This window comes from Hydrogenophaga sp. (assembly GCF_030373225.1).
Lineage (GTDB): Bacteria > Pseudomonadota > Gammaproteobacteria > Burkholderiales > Burkholderiaceae_C > Hydrogenophaga.
On record NZ_JAUCZG010000013.1, the window covers coordinates 41695 to 56264 of the forward strand.

General features: G+C 68.5%; 13 protein-coding genes. 3 read left to right on the forward strand and 10 right to left on the reverse strand.

Going from position 1 to position 14570, the window contains the following annotated elements:
• Positions 1–7: 7 nt before the first annotated feature.
• On the reverse strand, positions 8–808 hold the full coding sequence (gene ccsA / locus QUV35_RS09345) for a cytochrome c biogenesis protein CcsA (protein WP_300873006.1): 801 nt from the start codon (positions 806–808) through the stop codon (positions 8–10).
• 173 nt (positions 809–981) lie between these two features.
• Between ccsA and ffh the strand changes: the two genes are divergently transcribed.
• A complete protein-coding gene (gene ffh, locus QUV35_RS09350) occupies positions 982–2352 on the forward strand; it encodes a signal recognition particle protein (protein ID WP_300873009.1) in 1371 nt (456 codons plus the stop codon).
• 79 nt (positions 2353–2431) lie between these two features.
• On the opposite strand, the gene mdoH is transcribed toward ffh, so the two are convergent.
• The 8 genes from mdoH to QUV35_RS09390 form a co-directional block, all read right to left on the reverse strand.
• Complete coding sequence (mdoH, locus tag QUV35_RS09355) at positions 2432–4414, reverse strand: glucans biosynthesis glucosyltransferase MdoH (protein ID WP_300873011.1); 1983 nt, start codon at positions 4412–4414, stop codon at positions 2432–2434.
• Entirely contained in the window at positions 4411–5982 is a 1572-nt protein-coding gene (locus QUV35_RS09360) for a glucan biosynthesis protein G (RefSeq protein ID WP_300873012.1), read from the reverse strand. The genes mdoH and QUV35_RS09360 overlap by 4 nt, the downstream gene beginning before the upstream one ends.
• A 190-nt stretch (positions 5983–6172) precedes the next feature.
• The gene (locus QUV35_RS09365; protein ID WP_300873015.1) at positions 6173–7591 is read right to left on the reverse strand and encodes a sigma 54-interacting transcriptional regulator; all 1419 of its coding nucleotides are present in this window, start codon (positions 7589–7591) and stop codon (positions 6173–6175) included.
• Positions 7588–8229: a hypothetical protein gene (locus tag QUV35_RS09370; protein ID WP_300873017.1), complete on the reverse strand. Its 642-nt coding sequence runs from the start codon at positions 8227–8229 to the stop codon at positions 7588–7590. Before QUV35_RS09370 ends, QUV35_RS09365 begins: the two co-directional genes overlap by 4 nt.
• Positions 8219–9637: an ATP-binding protein gene (locus tag QUV35_RS09375; RefSeq protein ID WP_300873019.1), complete on the reverse strand. Its 1419-nt coding sequence runs from the start codon at positions 9635–9637 to the stop codon at positions 8219–8221. The genes QUV35_RS09370 and QUV35_RS09375 overlap by 11 nt, the downstream gene beginning before the upstream one ends.
• Positions 9638–9651: 14 nt before the next feature.
• The gene (miaB, locus tag QUV35_RS09380) at positions 9652–11013 is read right to left on the reverse strand and encodes a tRNA (N6-isopentenyl adenosine(37)-C2)-methylthiotransferase MiaB (protein ID WP_300873020.1); all 1362 of its coding nucleotides are present in this window, start codon (positions 11011–11013) and stop codon (positions 9652–9654) included.
• Between the two features lie 107 nt (positions 11014–11120).
• Complete coding sequence (locus tag QUV35_RS09385) at positions 11121–11522, reverse strand: hypothetical protein (protein ID WP_300873022.1); 402 nt, start codon at positions 11520–11522, stop codon at positions 11121–11123.
• A gap of 99 nt (positions 11523–11621) precedes the next feature.
• The gene (locus QUV35_RS09390) at positions 11622–11969 is read right to left on the reverse strand and encodes a hypothetical protein (RefSeq protein ID WP_300873024.1); all 348 of its coding nucleotides are present in this window, start codon (positions 11967–11969) and stop codon (positions 11622–11624) included.
• A gap of 109 nt (positions 11970–12078) precedes the next feature.
• Between QUV35_RS09390 and QUV35_RS09395 the strand changes: the two genes are divergently transcribed.
• Together QUV35_RS09395 and QUV35_RS09400 are read left to right on the forward strand one after the other, a co-directional pair.
• The gene (locus tag QUV35_RS09395; RefSeq protein ID WP_300873026.1) at positions 12079–12648 is read left to right on the forward strand and encodes a lipocalin family protein; all 570 of its coding nucleotides are present in this window, start codon (positions 12079–12081) and stop codon (positions 12646–12648) included.
• A complete protein-coding gene (locus tag QUV35_RS09400; RefSeq protein ID WP_300873028.1) occupies positions 12638–13942 on the forward strand; it encodes a DASH family cryptochrome in 1305 nt (434 codons plus the stop codon). Before QUV35_RS09395 ends, QUV35_RS09400 begins: the two co-directional genes overlap by 11 nt.
• 15 nt (positions 13943–13957) lie before the next feature.
• On the opposite strand, the gene QUV35_RS09405 is transcribed toward QUV35_RS09400, so the two are convergent.
• The gene (locus QUV35_RS09405; protein WP_300873111.1) at positions 13958–14518 is read right to left on the reverse strand and encodes a YaeQ family protein; all 561 of its coding nucleotides are present in this window, start codon (positions 14516–14518) and stop codon (positions 13958–13960) included.
• Positions 14519–14570: the final 52 nt, after the last annotated feature.

Here is a 14570-nt window from a genome sequence, read left to right on the forward strand (position 1 = left end):
GGGCGGTTCAACTGCGGTGCAGCAGCACTTCGAGCACGAATCGGGAGCCGGCGTAGCCCAGCAGCAGCAGGCCGGCGCCGAAGTAGAGCATGCGCGCTGCAAAACGACCACGCCAGCCCAGGCGCCAGCGTCCCCACAGCAGCACACCCACGGTGATCCAGGACAGGACCGAAAAGACCGATTTGTGGTCCCAGACCCAGCGCTGGTTGAGCAACTCCGAGAAGTACCAGCCCGCCAGCAGCGTGGCCGTGAGCAGGACAAAACCGGCGGCCACGAAGCGAAAGGTCAGGCGCTCCAGCGTGAGCAGGGGCATCGCGGTTTCGGACGATGTGCCCAGGCGCATGGCCTTTTCGGCGCGTTCCATCAGCCAGGCATGGCCCACGGCGACCGCGATCAGCCCGTACGAGGCAATGCCCAGTGCCCAGTGCAGCGGCATCCAGTTCGACCGCAGGGCGGGGTAGGGCGTGCCCGGAAACACCAGGGCCAGCAACACCACCGCCGTGCCGAGCAGGGCAAACCTCCAGCGCTCGCGCAGTTGTGGGTACAGCCGGCTTTCGATCATGTAGACAGTCAGCACCAGCCAGACCGTGACCGACAGCGAAGGCGCGAAGCCGAAACGCGCCGGCTGCTCGAACAGGCCGAACACCAGCACGCCCAGGTGCAACAGCCAGGCCACGGTGAGCAGGGCGCGGCTTTGCATGGCCGATGCTCTCGGATGCACCCAGGCCAGCACGGCGTAGGCCAGGGCCGCCAGAACGGAGAGCACCACCGCAGGCAGGTTGGTTGCAAGCGAGGGCAGCAGGTTCATAGAGGATGGCGCGCGCGCGGCGGGCGGTGGGTGGGCGCGGCTAAAATCATGGACGAAGTTTAACGGTCTGGACCGTTGCCAACCGCCGGTCTCCCGGTCAATGGCCCGACATCCATCCCGGCCGGCGCGAACCCCGCGGTCGGCGGGTTCATCTCCCACCACCCGAGCGCAGCATGGCATCAGCCCTTTCCGACCGACTCTCACGCATCGTCAAGGAAATGCGCGGCCAGGCCCGCATCACCGAGGCCAATGTCACCGACATGCTGCGCGAGGTGCGCATGGCCCTGCTGGAGGCCGACGTGGCCCTGCCGGTGGTGCGCGACTTCATTGCCCGGGTCAAGGACAAGGCGCTGGGCCAGGAGGTGGTGGGCTCGCTCACACCCGGGCAGGCGCTGGTGGGCATCGTCAACCGCGAACTGGCGCTCACCATGGGCGACGGGGTGGCCGACATCAACCTCGCGGCGCAGCCACCCGCGGTGATCCTCATGGCCGGTCTGCAGGGCGCGGGCAAGACCACCACCACCGCCAAGCTGGCCAAGCACCTGATCGAGAAGCGCAAGAAGAAGGTGCTCACCGTCTCGGGCGACGTGTACCGCCCCGCGGCCATCGAGCAGCTCAAGACCGTCACCGCGCAGGCCGGCGCCGAGTGGTTTCCCAGCAGCCCCGACCAGAAGCCGGTGGACATCGCGCGCGCCGCCATCGACTACGCCCGCAAGCACTATTTCGATGTGCTGCTGGTCGACACCGCGGGCCGTCTGGCCATCGATGAAGCGCTGATGCGCGAGATCCAGGAGCTGCACGCGGTGCTCAAGCCGGTGGAAACGCTGTTCGTGGTCGATGCCATGCAGGGCCAGGACGCGATCAACACGGCCAGGGCCTTCAAGGAGGCGCTGCCACTGACCGGCATCATCCTGACCAAGCTCGACGGCGACTCGCGCGGTGGCGCGGCACTCTCGGTGCGTCAGGTCACGGGAGCGCCGATCAAGTTTGCCGGTGTGTCGGAAAAGATCGACGGCCTGGAGGTGTTCGACGCCGAGCGCCATGCGCAGCGCATCCTGGGCATGGGCGACATCCTGGCGCTGGTCGAGCAGGTCACCGCCGGCGTGGACATGGCGGCGGCGCAGAAACTCGCGGCCAAGGTCAAGAGCGGCGAGGGCTTCGACCTCAACGACTTCCTTGACCAGCTGCGCCAGATGAAGCAGATGGGCGGTCTCTCCAGTCTCATGGACAAGCTGCCCGCAGCCATGGCGGCCAAGGCCGGTCAGGTCGACATGGGTCGCGCCGAGAAGGACATCGTCCGCAAGGAGGGCATCATCTGCAGCATGACGCTCAAGGAGCGCCGCAAGCCCGAGATCATCAAGGCCACGCGCAAGCGCCGTATCGCCGCCGGTGCCGGCGTGCAGGTGCAGGAAGTCAACCGCCTGCTCAAGGAATTCGAGCAGATGCAGGACATGATGAAGAAGATGAAGGGCGGCGGGATGATGAAGATGATGAAGCGCATGGGGGGCATGAAGGGCATGCCCAAACTGCCCGGCATGGGCTGAGCAGGAGCGCCCCCGGACACCAACAGCAAAGGCCCGACAGGTGCAAACCTGTCGGGCCTTTCGATTGCGAGGGCCGGCTTCAGGCCGCCTTGAGCACCAGACTGCTCGCGTGCCGCCAGGCACGGCGCAGCACCGCCGGTGACCACGACTCTTCGGGGATCAGCAAGACACCGCGCGAACGCATCCACACACCCAGGTCGACGTGGCTGGTGGCCACGGTCAGCGGTACCGACAGCAGCAACGGCAGGGCCACCGGGGCCAGCCAGATCAGCGCTTCCACGTTGATGGCGGCCACGCCCAGACCGAGCAGGCCGATGACGAAGGACATCGGTGCGAGGCGGGCAGCGGCGTCGCGCCAGGTCACGCCGGCCGCTTCGCGCGGCGGCGACTTCCATTCCAGCTTCAGGCCGGTGACGGCCACCAGCACGAACAACGAGTGCGCCAGCATGCGGATCGGTGCCTGCAACAAGGCCATGACGGTTTCCACCACCGCGCTGCCCAGCAGGGCGCGTGCGCCACCAAAGGACTTCTGCTCGCCTTTCATGAAGACCGCGGCCAGGCCGAGGATGCGCGGCAGGAAAAGCATCGACAGGGTCCAGGCCCACAGACCGCGCAGCTCCTGCGGCACGGCGTGCCAGATCGAGAAGGTGTCGGCATGGGCGACCCACAGGCTGGTGCCGATGGTGAGGAAGGCCAGCCACAGCGGTGCGGAAATGTAGGACATGGCGCCGATGGCGAACATGGTGCGGTGCACGCGGTGGATGCCGGGCTCGGCCATCAGGCGCGAGTTCTGCAGGTTGCCCTGGCACCAGCGGCGGTCGCGCTGCAGTTCGCTGAGCAGGTCGGGTGGCTGCTGCTCGTAGCTGCCGGTGAGGTCGGAGACCAGCCACACCTGGAAGCCCGCACGGCGCATCAGCGCGGCCTCGACGAAGTCGTGCGACATGATGCCGCCGGCCATGCCGCCCGAGCCCTTGATGGGCGCCAGCGCGCAGTGCTGCATGAAGGGTTCGACGCGGATGATGGCGTTGTGGCCCCAGTAGTGCGACTCGCCGAGCTGCCAGAACTGCATGCCCAGCGTGAACAGGCGGCCCGTCACGCGCGAGCCGAACTGCTGCGCGCGCGCATGCAGCGTGGCGTGGCCGATGGCCTGGGTGGCGGTCTGCACGATGCCTGCCTTCGGGTTGGCTTCCATCAGCTTGACCATGGAGACGATGCAGCTGCCGCTCATGACGCTGTCGGCGTCGAGCACGACCATGTATCGGTAGTCCTTGCCCCAGCGGCGGCAGAAGTCGGCCACGTTGCCGGCCTTGCGGTGGCTGCGTCGCGTGCGCAGGCGGTAATACACCTCGATCTGCGGCAGGTCGGGCTGGGCAGCGAGTGCGGCGCGCAGGTCTTCCCAGGCCGATCTTTCAGCCGCGGCGATCGCCGGGTCGTGGCTGTCGGAGAGCACGAACACGTCGAACTGGCGCGCATGGCCGGTGGCGGCAAGCGACTCGCAGGTGGCGCGAAGTCCGGCGAACACGGTGGCCACGTCCTCGTTGCAGATCGGCATGATGATGGCCGTTCGTGCGTCGGGGTTCATGGGGTGGTGGCGCACCGCGGCGGCCGAGAGGGTGTGGGCGTCACCGCGCAGCGACACCCAGAAGCCCATGAGCGCGGTCACGAAGCCGGTCACGACCCAGGCCGACAGCACCACGAACAGCGCGAGCTGGCCGTGTTGCAGCCACACGTTGTCGTGGGCGGGCTGTGCACGCGAAAACAGGCTGGCGGCCAGGCCGGTGGTGAGCACGGTCAGCAGCACGAACACCAGACGCCGGCGGTTCGCAGCGCGTTCCCAGGCTTCCAGACCGGGTTTGGCAGGGGCTTGCACCGACTCTTCGTACGGCGGCAGCACCCGGCCGGCCGCGCTCAGCAGCGCGGTGCCGATGCTGTTCCAGAAACCGCGCCAGGGGCGCGGCACCATGGAGCCGCGGTTGACCGGTGGTGCGGTGACGGCGTTGGGGTGGCGCTCTTCACGCAGGGTGCTGCGCAGGGCCGGGGTGGGGTTCGTGGACGTGGTCATTCGGGTAGCAGCAGGTGTGTCCATGTTTCGCTCACGGTGTTGTTGTTGTGCTGGAGGAAGGCGCGCAATTCCACGGGCTGCGTGGCGTCGGCGCGCTCGACGCGCAGGGTCACGCGCCAGGTGCGCGTGGCAGGGTTGGGGTAGGCCAGGGTTTCGACCACGCGTCCGTTGGCGCTGGCGCTCACCACGGCCTTGACCGTGGCGCCGGCAGGCAGCGCGTCCAGCGCGGGGCCGGTGAAATCGATCACGTACTGCGGCTGGCGGGCTTGCTCGTCAGCGCTGAGGCGGGTGTAGCCGTGACCACGGCGGCTCTGGGTGACCCAGCTCGATGGCGGACGCTGCTGGTCGTCGCCCTGCCAGGCCAGCTGGTAGGCCACTTCGAGCGGCTGGCCGGGCGCGGGCAGGGCGGCCGGCACCCAGTAGGCGACGATGTTGTCGTGCGTCTCATCGGGCGCGGACAGCTGCACCAGTTCGACGCGACCCGGGCCCCAGTCGCCCAGCGGCTGGATCCATGCGCTGGGGCGGCGCTCGTAGCGGGCTTCGACGTCTTCGTAGCTGGCGAAACTGCGGTCGCGCTGCATCAGGCCGAAGCCGCGCGGGTTCTGCATGGCGAACGAGCTGACCGTGGCGGCCTTGGGGCGCTGCAGCGGGCGCCACAGCCACTCGCCGTCGCCGGTCACCATCATCAGGCCATCGGAGTCGTGCACCTCGGGTCGGAAGTCGCCGGCCACGGGCTGGTTTTCGCCCGAGAGGAACATGCTGGTCAGCGGTGCGATGCCCAATGTGTTCACCGCCGCGGCGCCAGGGCGCAAAAAGATGCGTGCGGTCACCGTGGTCGTGGTTTGCCGGCCGGGGCGGATCACGAAGCGGTAGGCACCGGTGGCGCGCGGCGACTCCAGCAGGGCCAGCACGGTGACCTCGGTGGCGTCTGCGGCGGGACGCTGCAGCCAGAACTCGGTGAAGCGCGGGAACTCCTCGCCGCTGCCGCCCACGGTGTCGATCGCCAGGCCGCGCGCCGACAGGCCGTACTGCTGGCCGGCGCCGAGCGCACGGAAGTAGCTCGCGCCCTGGAAAACCACCAGCTCGTCCTTGTAGGCCTGGCCGTTGAGCGGGTAGTGCAGGCGGAAACCGGCATGGCCCAGGTCGCCCCAGGCCGCGGGGTCGAAGCGGTTCCTGCCGACGTCGAAGTCGGTGCTGCGGTAGGGCAGGTGGTTCACCCGGCCATCGGGCAGGAGTTCGTGGATGCGCACCGGATCCCGCTGGTACAGGCCGAGGTGGAAAAACTGGACCTCGAAAGGCAGGGCTGCAGCGCGCCAGACGGACTGGGCGGGTTTGAAACGGATGTCGCGCAGCTGGTCGTAGGTGATGCCGGCCAGTTCGGCGGGCAGCTTGTCGCTGTTTGCGCGCACGGGCTCGACGGAGCGGGTCCGGGCCAACTCGGTCAGGCTGTCCCAGTCGAGGCGCTGGGCCTGGGCTGACGCCCCGCACAGCGAGGCCACGAGGGCGCCCAGCACGACCCAGGCGCGGTGGCGCCGCAGGGCTTGAAACGGGCGGATTTGGTCGGGCATGCCTGGTTAAGGGCAAACCCTGTGCCAGGTTGAAAAAACCCAGCTGAATCAATGGCTTGGATCGAACCGTTCCAACCTGGCCGCCGTCTGGCCGCCCAGGGCGGTCGAAACGCCCGGGTTTTGTCGCCAAACGGCGACAGCCCAGTTCGCGCAACCGGAAAAAACCAATCAGATCAACGTTTTGAGGCTGTCACTCATCAGCGACAGCGTCTCCGGGAATACCCGAAGAACCTGGCGGGCTGTCGCTCTTGAAGAGCCCCGGCGTGAGCGCGTGTTTCTGCAGCAGGCGGTAGAACTCGGTGCGGTTGCGCTGCGCCAGGCGGGCGGCATCGGCCACGTTGCCATCGGTCATCTTCAGCAGGCCCACCAGGTACTCGCGCTCGAAGCGCTGCTTGGCGTCGGCAAAGCTCAGCACCTCCACCGACGGTGTGCGCAATGCCCGTTGCACCAGCGCCAGCGACACCAGCGGTGTGGTGGACAGCGCGCAGACCTGCTCGACCACGTTGTAGAGCTGGCGCACATTGCCCGGCCAGGCCGACATGGTCAGGGCCTTCAGTGCCTCGGGCGCGAAGCCCGAACTGCGTTTGCCGTACTTGGCCGCCAGTTTCGCCAGGAAGTGGTTGGCCAGCAGCGGGATGTCCTCGCGGCGCTCGGCCAGCGTGGGCAGGGTCAGCGTGACCACGTTGAGCCGGTAGTACAGGTCTTCGCGGAACTGCGTCGTGGCCATGGCCTCTTCGAGGTTGCGGTGGGTGGCCGAGATGATGCGCACGTCCACCGGCAAGGACTGGCTCGACCCCAGCGGGCGCACCGCGCGCTCCTGCAGCACGCGCAGCAGCTTCACCTGCAGCGCCGGCGGCATGTCACCGATCTCGTCGAGCAGCAGCGTGCCGCCGTCGGCCGCCTGGAACAGGCCCTTGTGGTTGGCCACGGCATCGGTGAACGCGCCCTTCATGTGGCCGAACAGCTCGGATTCGAGCAGGGCCTCGGGGATCGCACCGCAGTTGACCGCAATGAAGGGCCGGGAGGCGCGCGGGCTGGCCCGGTGGATGGCGCGCGCCAGCATTTCCTTGCCGGTGCCCGAGTCGCCGCGCAGCAGCACGCTGGCGTCGGACTGCGCCACCATGCGGGCCTCGGCCAGCAGGTCGGCCATGCGGTTGGAGCGGCTCACGATCTCGTTGCGCCAGACCTCGTCGACGCGCGTGCTGTCGCTGGCCGGGGCTCCCAGGGCCAGCGCCTGGGCGATCTTCTCCAGCAGCTCTTTGGCGTCGTAGGGTTTGGTGAGGTAGGTGAAGACACCCCGCGCCGTGGCCTCCACCGCGTCCGGAATGGTGCCGTGCGCGGTGAGCAGGATCACGGGCAAGGAGGGGTGGCGCTTGCGGATCTCGTCGAACAGGGCCAGGCCGTCCTTGCCCGGCAGGCGCACGTCGGAGAGCACGAGCTGCGGTCGCTCGATGTCGAGCTGGCCGAGCGCGGCTTCGGCCGACCCGACCGAGGTCACCTGGTAGCCGGCCGAGCCCAGGCGCATCGCCAGCAGGCGCAGCATGTCGGCGTCGTCGTCGACGACCAGCAGACGGGCGCGCGGCGCTGCAAGGCTGGACGTGTCGCTCATGGCGCCGGACGGGTGCTGTTGGGCGCTGCGGGCGGGCGGGTGGTCAGGCTGCGTTCGATGGCGCGCATGGCCTCCAGACGCTCGGTGAGCTGTTCGATGCGGCGCTGGTTGTCGCGCAACTGCTGGCCCTGGCGCTCGGCCGTGTCCTCCAGCCGGCGCTGCTCCAGCAAGCGCTGGGCCAGCAGGCGGGCCAGTGGCTTGAGTGGTGTGGCCTCGGGTGCGGCGGAGCCCAGCACCCGTTGCAGCAGGCCCAGCGATCGCGCTGTGTCCACCGCCTGGTGGGAGTGCATCAGGGCCAGGGCCAGCTGCATCTGGCGCAGCGGCGCCAGGCCCGGATCGCCCTGCAAGGCGATTTCGGCGGCGAGTTCGCCCGGGCTGAGCCCTCGCAGCCGCTCCGCGTAGGTCAGCAAGGCGGTGACCGTGTCCGGTTGCGGCGGTGCCTGGGTGTTGAGGGCCTCGGGCAGCGGGGCCGCCGGTGCCTGCACCGGCGTGACCACCAAGGCCTGGGGCGCCGGGGCGGGCGGGCTGGCCACGGAGGGCGCCGGCGGGGTGGGCGCAGCCGGCGGTTGGGGCGCCGGCGTGGTGCCGCAGGCGCTCAGCAGGAACGCGATGGCTGCGGCAGAAAGACTAGTTCGCATGGGGAAGTTCGATACGGAAATGGGCGCCCTGGCGCTGGGGCAGCAGCTCGATGCGGCCACCGTGGGCAACAATGTACTCGTGCACGATCGACAGCCCGATGCCGGTGCCTCGCACGGCGCCCTGCGGTTGACGCTCACCGCGGTAAAAGGGTTCGAAGATGCGGTCGCGATCGGCGTCTGCCACGCCGGGCCCCTGGTCGATGATGTCCAGGCTGGCACGCCCGGGCAGGTCCAGCAGCACCAGCCGGATCACGCCGCCCTGTGGCGAAAAACGGATGGCGTTGGAGAGCAGGTTGCCCACCGCCGAGGCGATCTTCTCGCGGTCGATCGGCAGGGTCACCGAAACGCCTTCGGCGCGCACCACCAGCCCCTGCCCCTGCCAGTGCAGTCGCTGGGCATCGATCTGGTCTTCCACCACGCGCATGAGGTCGGTGCGCTCGCGCTTGAGCTGGCGCGCCTCGAAGGCGGCCGCATTGAAGCGCAGCAAGGCCTCGATCTGGTGCTGCAGCATCAGGGTGTTGTGCTGCAGGATGTTGACCACCTCGGCCTGGCTGGGATTGAGTGCGCCGGCCACGCCATCGCCGAGCACCGCCACACCCTCGTGCAGCGAGGCCAGCGGCGTCTTGAGTTCGTGCGAGATGTGGCGCAGGAAGCGGGCCTTGTCGGCATCGAGTTCGGTCAGGCGCAAACGCAGCCAGTCCAGCTGCTGACTCACGCGGCGCACGTCGGCCGGGCCCGCGATGTCGATCGGCACGTCGAGCCGGTTTTCGCCCAGGCCCTGTATGGCCCGTTCGATGCGCTTGAACGGGCGTGCCAGCCACACGCCGAAACCCAGCGCCATCACCGCCGCCACAAAGATCGAACCCAGCACCTGCTGGGTGAGTTGCTGGCGGCTGGTTTCGAAGCGGGCCTGCAGCGCCTCGTTGCGCGTGCCGATGATGGACTGCACCTTCTGCGCGATCGAGGCGCTGTGGCCGTCGATCTCGCGGAAGGCCCGCGCGACCTGACGTTCACGGTCCAGTGCCGTCTCGGGCGGGCCGTCGATCAGCTCGGTGATGACCGCCAGTTGCTCGCGCCAGTTGGCGGCGAACTCGGGCGGCAGTTCGTTGTCCTCGAGGCGCTTGAGGATGTCGCGCGCGTTGCCCGCCGCTTCGGTGAAGCGTTGGCGCAACTGGGCGTCGCGCAGCACGAGCGACTGGCGCGCCGCACGCTCCATGGTCAGGCTGCGCTCGGACAGGGACTGGGCCGCGGTCGACAGTGCAATGGCCTGCGCCGCGCTCTCGCGGCTCTGGGTCATCAGGGCCTCGAGCGAGAACAGCGCGCGCAAGGCGGCCGCGCCCAGCAGCAGGCCGATCAGCAGGAAAGCCACCAGCAGCAGCTGGGGAAACGAGAAACGCAGTGACTTCACGGACGTTGCTGCACTCAGGCGCCCGGCGCTGACTCGGACGTCAACACCTCGGCCCTGAGGGAATGCGGCCGGGCCTCCGTGATGCGCACATCGACCATCTGGCCCACCAGGCGCCCGGCCAGCGGGCCGCCGGGGAAGTTGACGATGCGGTTGCACTCGGTGCGACCGGTGAGCTCGGGCACATCGGCGCTGGAGCGGCGCGAAGCGCCTTCGACCAGGATGCGCTGCACTGTGCCTTCGCGGCTGGCACTGATGCGGCGCACGTTCTCTTCGATCGTGGCCTGCAGGTGCTGCAGGCGCTGCAGCTTCACGGCGTAGGGCGTGTCGTCGGTCAGGTTGGCCGCGGGCGTGCCCGGGCGCGGGCTGAAGATGAAGCTGAAGCTGGTGTCGAAGCCCACGTCGGCGATGAGCTTCATCATCTTGTCGAAGTCTTCGGCGGTCTCGCCGGGGAAGCCGACGATGAAGTCGCTGCTCATGACCAGCTCGGGCCGGATCGCGCGCAGCTTGCGCACCGTGCTCTTGAACTCCATGGCGGTGTAGCCGCGCTTCATCGCCATGAGGATGCGGTCGCTGCCGTGCTGCACCGGCAGGTGCAGGTGGTTCACGAGTTTGGGAATCTTCGCGTAGGCCTCGATCAGGCGCGGCGTGAACTCGTTGGGGTGGCTGGTGGTGAAGCGAAGGCGCTCGATGCCGGGGATGTCGGCCACGTATTCCAGCAGCAGCGCAAAGTCGGCGATCTCGCCGCTGTCACCCATCGCACCCCGGTAGGCGTTGACGTTCTGGCCCAGCAGCGTGACCTCCTTGACGCCCTGGTCGGCCAGGCCCGCGACTTCCACCAGCACGTCGTCGAACGGGCGGCTGACCTCTTCGCCCCGGGTGTAGGGCACCACGCAATAGCTGCAGTACTTGGAGCAGCCCTCCATGATGGAGACATAGGCCGCGCCACCGTCGACCTTGGCCGGGGGCAGGTGATCGAACTTCTCGATCTCGGGGAAGCTGATGTCCACCTGCGGCACCGCCAGGCGCGCGCGCCGGTCCAGCAGCTCGGGCAGGCGGTGCAATGTCTGGGGACCGAACACCACGTCCACATAGGGCGCGCGCTTGATGATGTCGGCGCCTTCCTGGCTCGCCACGCATCCGCCCACGCCGATCAGCACACCTTTTTCCTTCAGGTGCTTCACGCGCCCGAGGTCGCTGAACACCTTCTCCTGCGCCTTCTCCCGCACCGAGCAGGTGTTGAAGAGGATCAGGTCGGCTTCTTCGACGTCCTGCGTGGGTTCGTAGCCTTGTGCCGCCTGCATCACGTCGGCCATCTTGTCCGAGTCGTACTCGTTCATCTGGCAGCCGAAGGTCTTGATGAAAACTTTTTTGCTCATGGGATGCTCCTGTGGCCCGGGCGTCAACGAGCCGGTGCCGGCGCTGGGCGCGGATGGGGAATGTCGGGGTTCAGCCGCGGGCCAGCGGGGCCTGCGGCGCGGCGTCGTCAGTTGGACGTGCCGGCCGGTCGGGTCTGCATCGACTCGAACACGAAGTTGCGCTGCACGCCGAAACCGGCGCGTTTTTCCCTGGCCTCGGCCTCGGTGAGGATCCACACGTTCTGGATCTGGTCGCGCAGGTCCACGGTGTAGTTGACGACCACTTCCTTGTTCAGCAGCGAGGACGACATCACCAGCGAGTTGTTGGTGTTGTAGATGCGTGCCCCGGGCGAGAGCCGGGTGGCGCGGTCGTCCATGGTCACGTTCGGGGGCTGCACCACCACCAGGGTGCCGCGCAGGGCCTTGGCGGGAAAGTCGCGCGTGCCCGACTGGGCCTGGGCCGACAGGGACAGGGCGCTCAGCAGCGCCGCGACGGCGCCCATGCGGAAGAAGGATCGGCAGCGGTTCATGGTGTGTGTCCAGAGGCTGTTGAAGGGGCCGTGGGCCCGTTCAACAGGCCGGTGGCGAGGCGGTCGCGATTGTCTCACGCCCCCGCCACTGCCATGGCCTCAGGGCCTGCGCGGACCGTCCAGCGGCCGGTCCGACTCCACCAGCGGGTACCCGTCGGCCACGTAGGCAGGGCCTTTCATCACCATCACGATGAAGGCGCCGATGGCCAGGGTGAGCAGCAAGGTCCAGAGCAGCAGCACCACGGCGATCGCCACGATGTCCACCATCTGGATGCTGGAAGCCACCACCGCCTCGCTGCCGCTCCAGGAAAACCAGCGCGCCGCGAGCGCTGCCAGGGCCGGCAACAAGGCACTGAGCAGGAAGGCGCGCGGCATGCGGCGCAGGATCACGCGCTCCAGCCCGGCGGGCGTGCGCACGAAACCGGGCAACTGGTTGAACATGGACATGGGATGGTGCGGATGACGGCGCTGGGTGTCGGAGGATTGGCCCTGCGGGCCGGCTTTTTCAATGTACGGCGCAGAATGAAAACTGTCCACGTCACCCGGAAAGTCCTTCATGACCGCAACGCCTTCCCGATCCCGGCAACACTGGTGGCACCGCGCCGGATGGTTGCTCTGCCTGGCCGCGCTGCCCCTGCTCAACGCCTGCACCGCACCACCCGACGGTGTGGCCGTGGTGAGCCCCTTCGACGTGAAGCGCTATGCCGGCAAGTGGTTCGAGATCGCCCGACTCGACCACAGCTTCGAGCGTGGCCTGAGCGACGTGAACGCCACCTACCGGCTGGAGGCCGATGGCAGCGTGGCGGTGATCAACCGCGGCCATGACGCCGCCAAGGGCGAATGGCAGGAAGCGGTGGGCCGCGCGCTGTTCACCGGCGACAGCAACACCGCGTCGCTCAAGGTGTCGTTCTTCGGACCATTCTTTGGCGGTTACCACGTGATCGCGCTCGACCCGGACTACCGCTGGGCGATGGTGATCGGCCCCAACACCGATTACCTGTGGATCCTGGCGCGCGAAAAACAGCTGCCGGCGGGCGTGCGTGAACGGCTGGTGGCGCAGGCCCTCGCGCTCGGGGTGGACACCAACGAACTGATCTGGGTCGAGCACAGCCGCAGTGACCACTGAAGCCTCGACCCTTGCGCCGGGTGCACGCACGCTCTACTGGTTCCGCAACGACCTGCGGCTGGGCGACAACCCGGCCCTGGCCGAGGCCTGCGCGGCATCCAGCGCCGTGCTGCCGGTGGTTTGTCACGACCCGGCACAGGACGCACTCACGCGGTGGGGCTTCGTGCGTCGCGGTCTGCACCGCCAGCACTTCGTGTCCGACGCGATGGCCGATCTGGCCGCCCGATTGGAGACCAGGGGCAGTCGGCTGGTTCAGGTGAGGGGTCGCGCCAGCGAGCAGCTGGCGGTGCTGGTGCAGGCGTGGCAGATCGACCGCGTGGTGACCGAAGACATTGCGGCACCCGAAGAACTGGACGAGGTGCGGGCGCTGCGCGCGGCCGGCGTGACGGTGCACACCCGGGATCAGTCGGGGCTGTTTGACCGGACCGATCTGCCTTTTGCCGCGCACCAGGTGCCCGACGTCTTCACCGCCTTCCGGCAGGCGGTGGAGCACGCCGGGGTTCGGGTGCCCGCGGTGGTGCCGGTCCCCGCGCACATGCCGCCCGCACCCGACGCCCCGTCCATGCCGCCGCCAGGTGTGCCCCGCCCGGTGGACGACCCGAGGTCTTCGTTCCCTTGTTCGCGTGCCGCCTTTTCCGGTGGCGAGTCGGCCGGCCTGGCGCACCTGCAGCGTTACTTCGACGGTCCGCTGGCCCGGCAGTACAAGGCCACGCGCAACCAGCTCAGCGGCACCGACTATTCCACCAAGTTCTCTCCATGGCTGGCTTGCGGTGCCCTGTCTGCGCGCCAGATCCATGCCGCGCTGCACACGCACGAAACCCGGGTGGGCGCCAGCGATGGCAGCCGCTGGATCGTGTTCGAGCTGCTCTGGCGCGAACACTTCCGCCTGCTGCACCTGCGCCACGGCCGCGCGCTGTACCGCGCGCGGGGATTGAGCGATCTGCCCGCACCGCCCCATGAGGCAGCCGCGTTCGGGCGCTGGTGCCGGGGCGAAACCGGCGAGCCGCTGGTGGACGCCGGCATGCGCGAGCTCCTCGCCACCGGCTACCTGTCGAACCGCCTGCGCCAGGTGGTGGCCAGTTACCTGATCCACGACCTGGCCTGCGACTGGCGCGCCGGTGCGGCCTGGTTCGAGTCGCGGCTGGTGGACTTTGATGTGCACAGCAACCAGGGCAACTGGCTCTACATTGCCGGGCGCGGCACCGACCCGCGTGGCGGCCGGCGGTTCAACCTGGAGAAACAGACCCGGGACCACGACGCCGATGGCCGTTACCGGGCGCTCTGGCTGACCTGACCCCGGCGGGTGCGGTCACTTCCAGCGGATGGGCTCGACCGCCACGCTGCCGCGTTCACCGGACAGCGTGAGCACGCCCTCCTGCACGGTGGCCTGCAGTTGCATGCTGCGCTCGGCCATCTGGGCGAGCGCCGGGGCCACCTCGGTCGGCAGGCGCCACACCTGGAGCCGGTCGAGCCGGGTGAGCTTGGTCGCGATGCCGCGCCACCACACATCGGCCGCGCTGCCGAAGGCGTAGAGCACCACCGCATCGGCCTTGCTGCAAGCCTTGGCCAGCGGCTTGTCTTCGGGCTGTCCAACCTCGATCCACAGGCGTTTGCGGCCGGTGAAATCGGTCAGCGACACGTCCGGGTCGTCCGGATCGGACAGGCCGGTGCCGAAGGCCAGCGTGCCGTCGCCGCGGCAGGTGTCCTGCAATTCGTGCGCATGGATGGCCAGGGCCACCAGGCGCACCATCATGCGTTCGTCGGTTTCGCTGGGGTGGCGGGCGAGCGTGAGCGCATGGTCGGCGTAGTAGCCGTGGTCGATGTCGGCGATCTGCAGGTTCGCCTTGAAGATGGTGGACTTGATGGCCATGAAGCGTCGTCGAGAGGAGCCGCCACGGCTGGCGAGCATGAAAAAAGCGGGC

Coding starts and splice junctions, on each gene's coding strand:
- ccsA (WP_300873006.1), bottom strand. CDS start 808: ATGAACCTGCTGCCCTCGCTTGCAACCAACCTGCCTGCGGTGGTGCTC.
- ffh (WP_300873009.1), top strand. CDS start 982: ATGGCATCAGCCCTTTCCGACCGACTCTCACGCATCGTCAAGGAAATG.
- mdoH (WP_300873011.1), bottom strand. CDS start 4,414: ATGACCACGTCCACGAACCCCACCCCGGCCCTGCGCAGCACCCTGCGT.
- QUV35_RS09360 (WP_300873012.1), bottom strand. CDS start 5,982: ATGCCCGACCAAATCCGCCCGTTTCAAGCCCTGCGGCGCCACCGCGCC.
- QUV35_RS09365 (WP_300873015.1), bottom strand. CDS start 7,591: ATGAGCGACACGTCCAGCCTTGCAGCGCCGCGCGCCCGTCTGCTGGTC.
- QUV35_RS09370 (WP_300873017.1), bottom strand. CDS start 8,229: ATGCGAACTAGTCTTTCTGCCGCAGCCATCGCGTTCCTGCTGAGCGCC.
- miaB (WP_300873020.1), bottom strand. CDS start 11,013: ATGAGCAAAAAAGTTTTCATCAAGACCTTCGGCTGCCAGATGAACGAG.
- QUV35_RS09385 (WP_300873022.1), bottom strand. CDS start 11,522: ATGAACCGCTGCCGATCCTTCTTCCGCATGGGCGCCGTCGCGGCGCTG.
- QUV35_RS09390 (WP_300873024.1), bottom strand. CDS start 11,969: ATGTCCATGTTCAACCAGTTGCCCGGTTTCGTGCGCACGCCCGCCGGG.
- QUV35_RS09395 (WP_300873026.1), top strand. CDS start 12,079: ATGACCGCAACGCCTTCCCGATCCCGGCAACACTGGTGGCACCGCGCC.
- QUV35_RS09405 (WP_300873111.1), bottom strand. CDS start 14,518: ATGGCCATCAAGTCCACCATCTTCAAGGCGAACCTGCAGATCGCCGAC.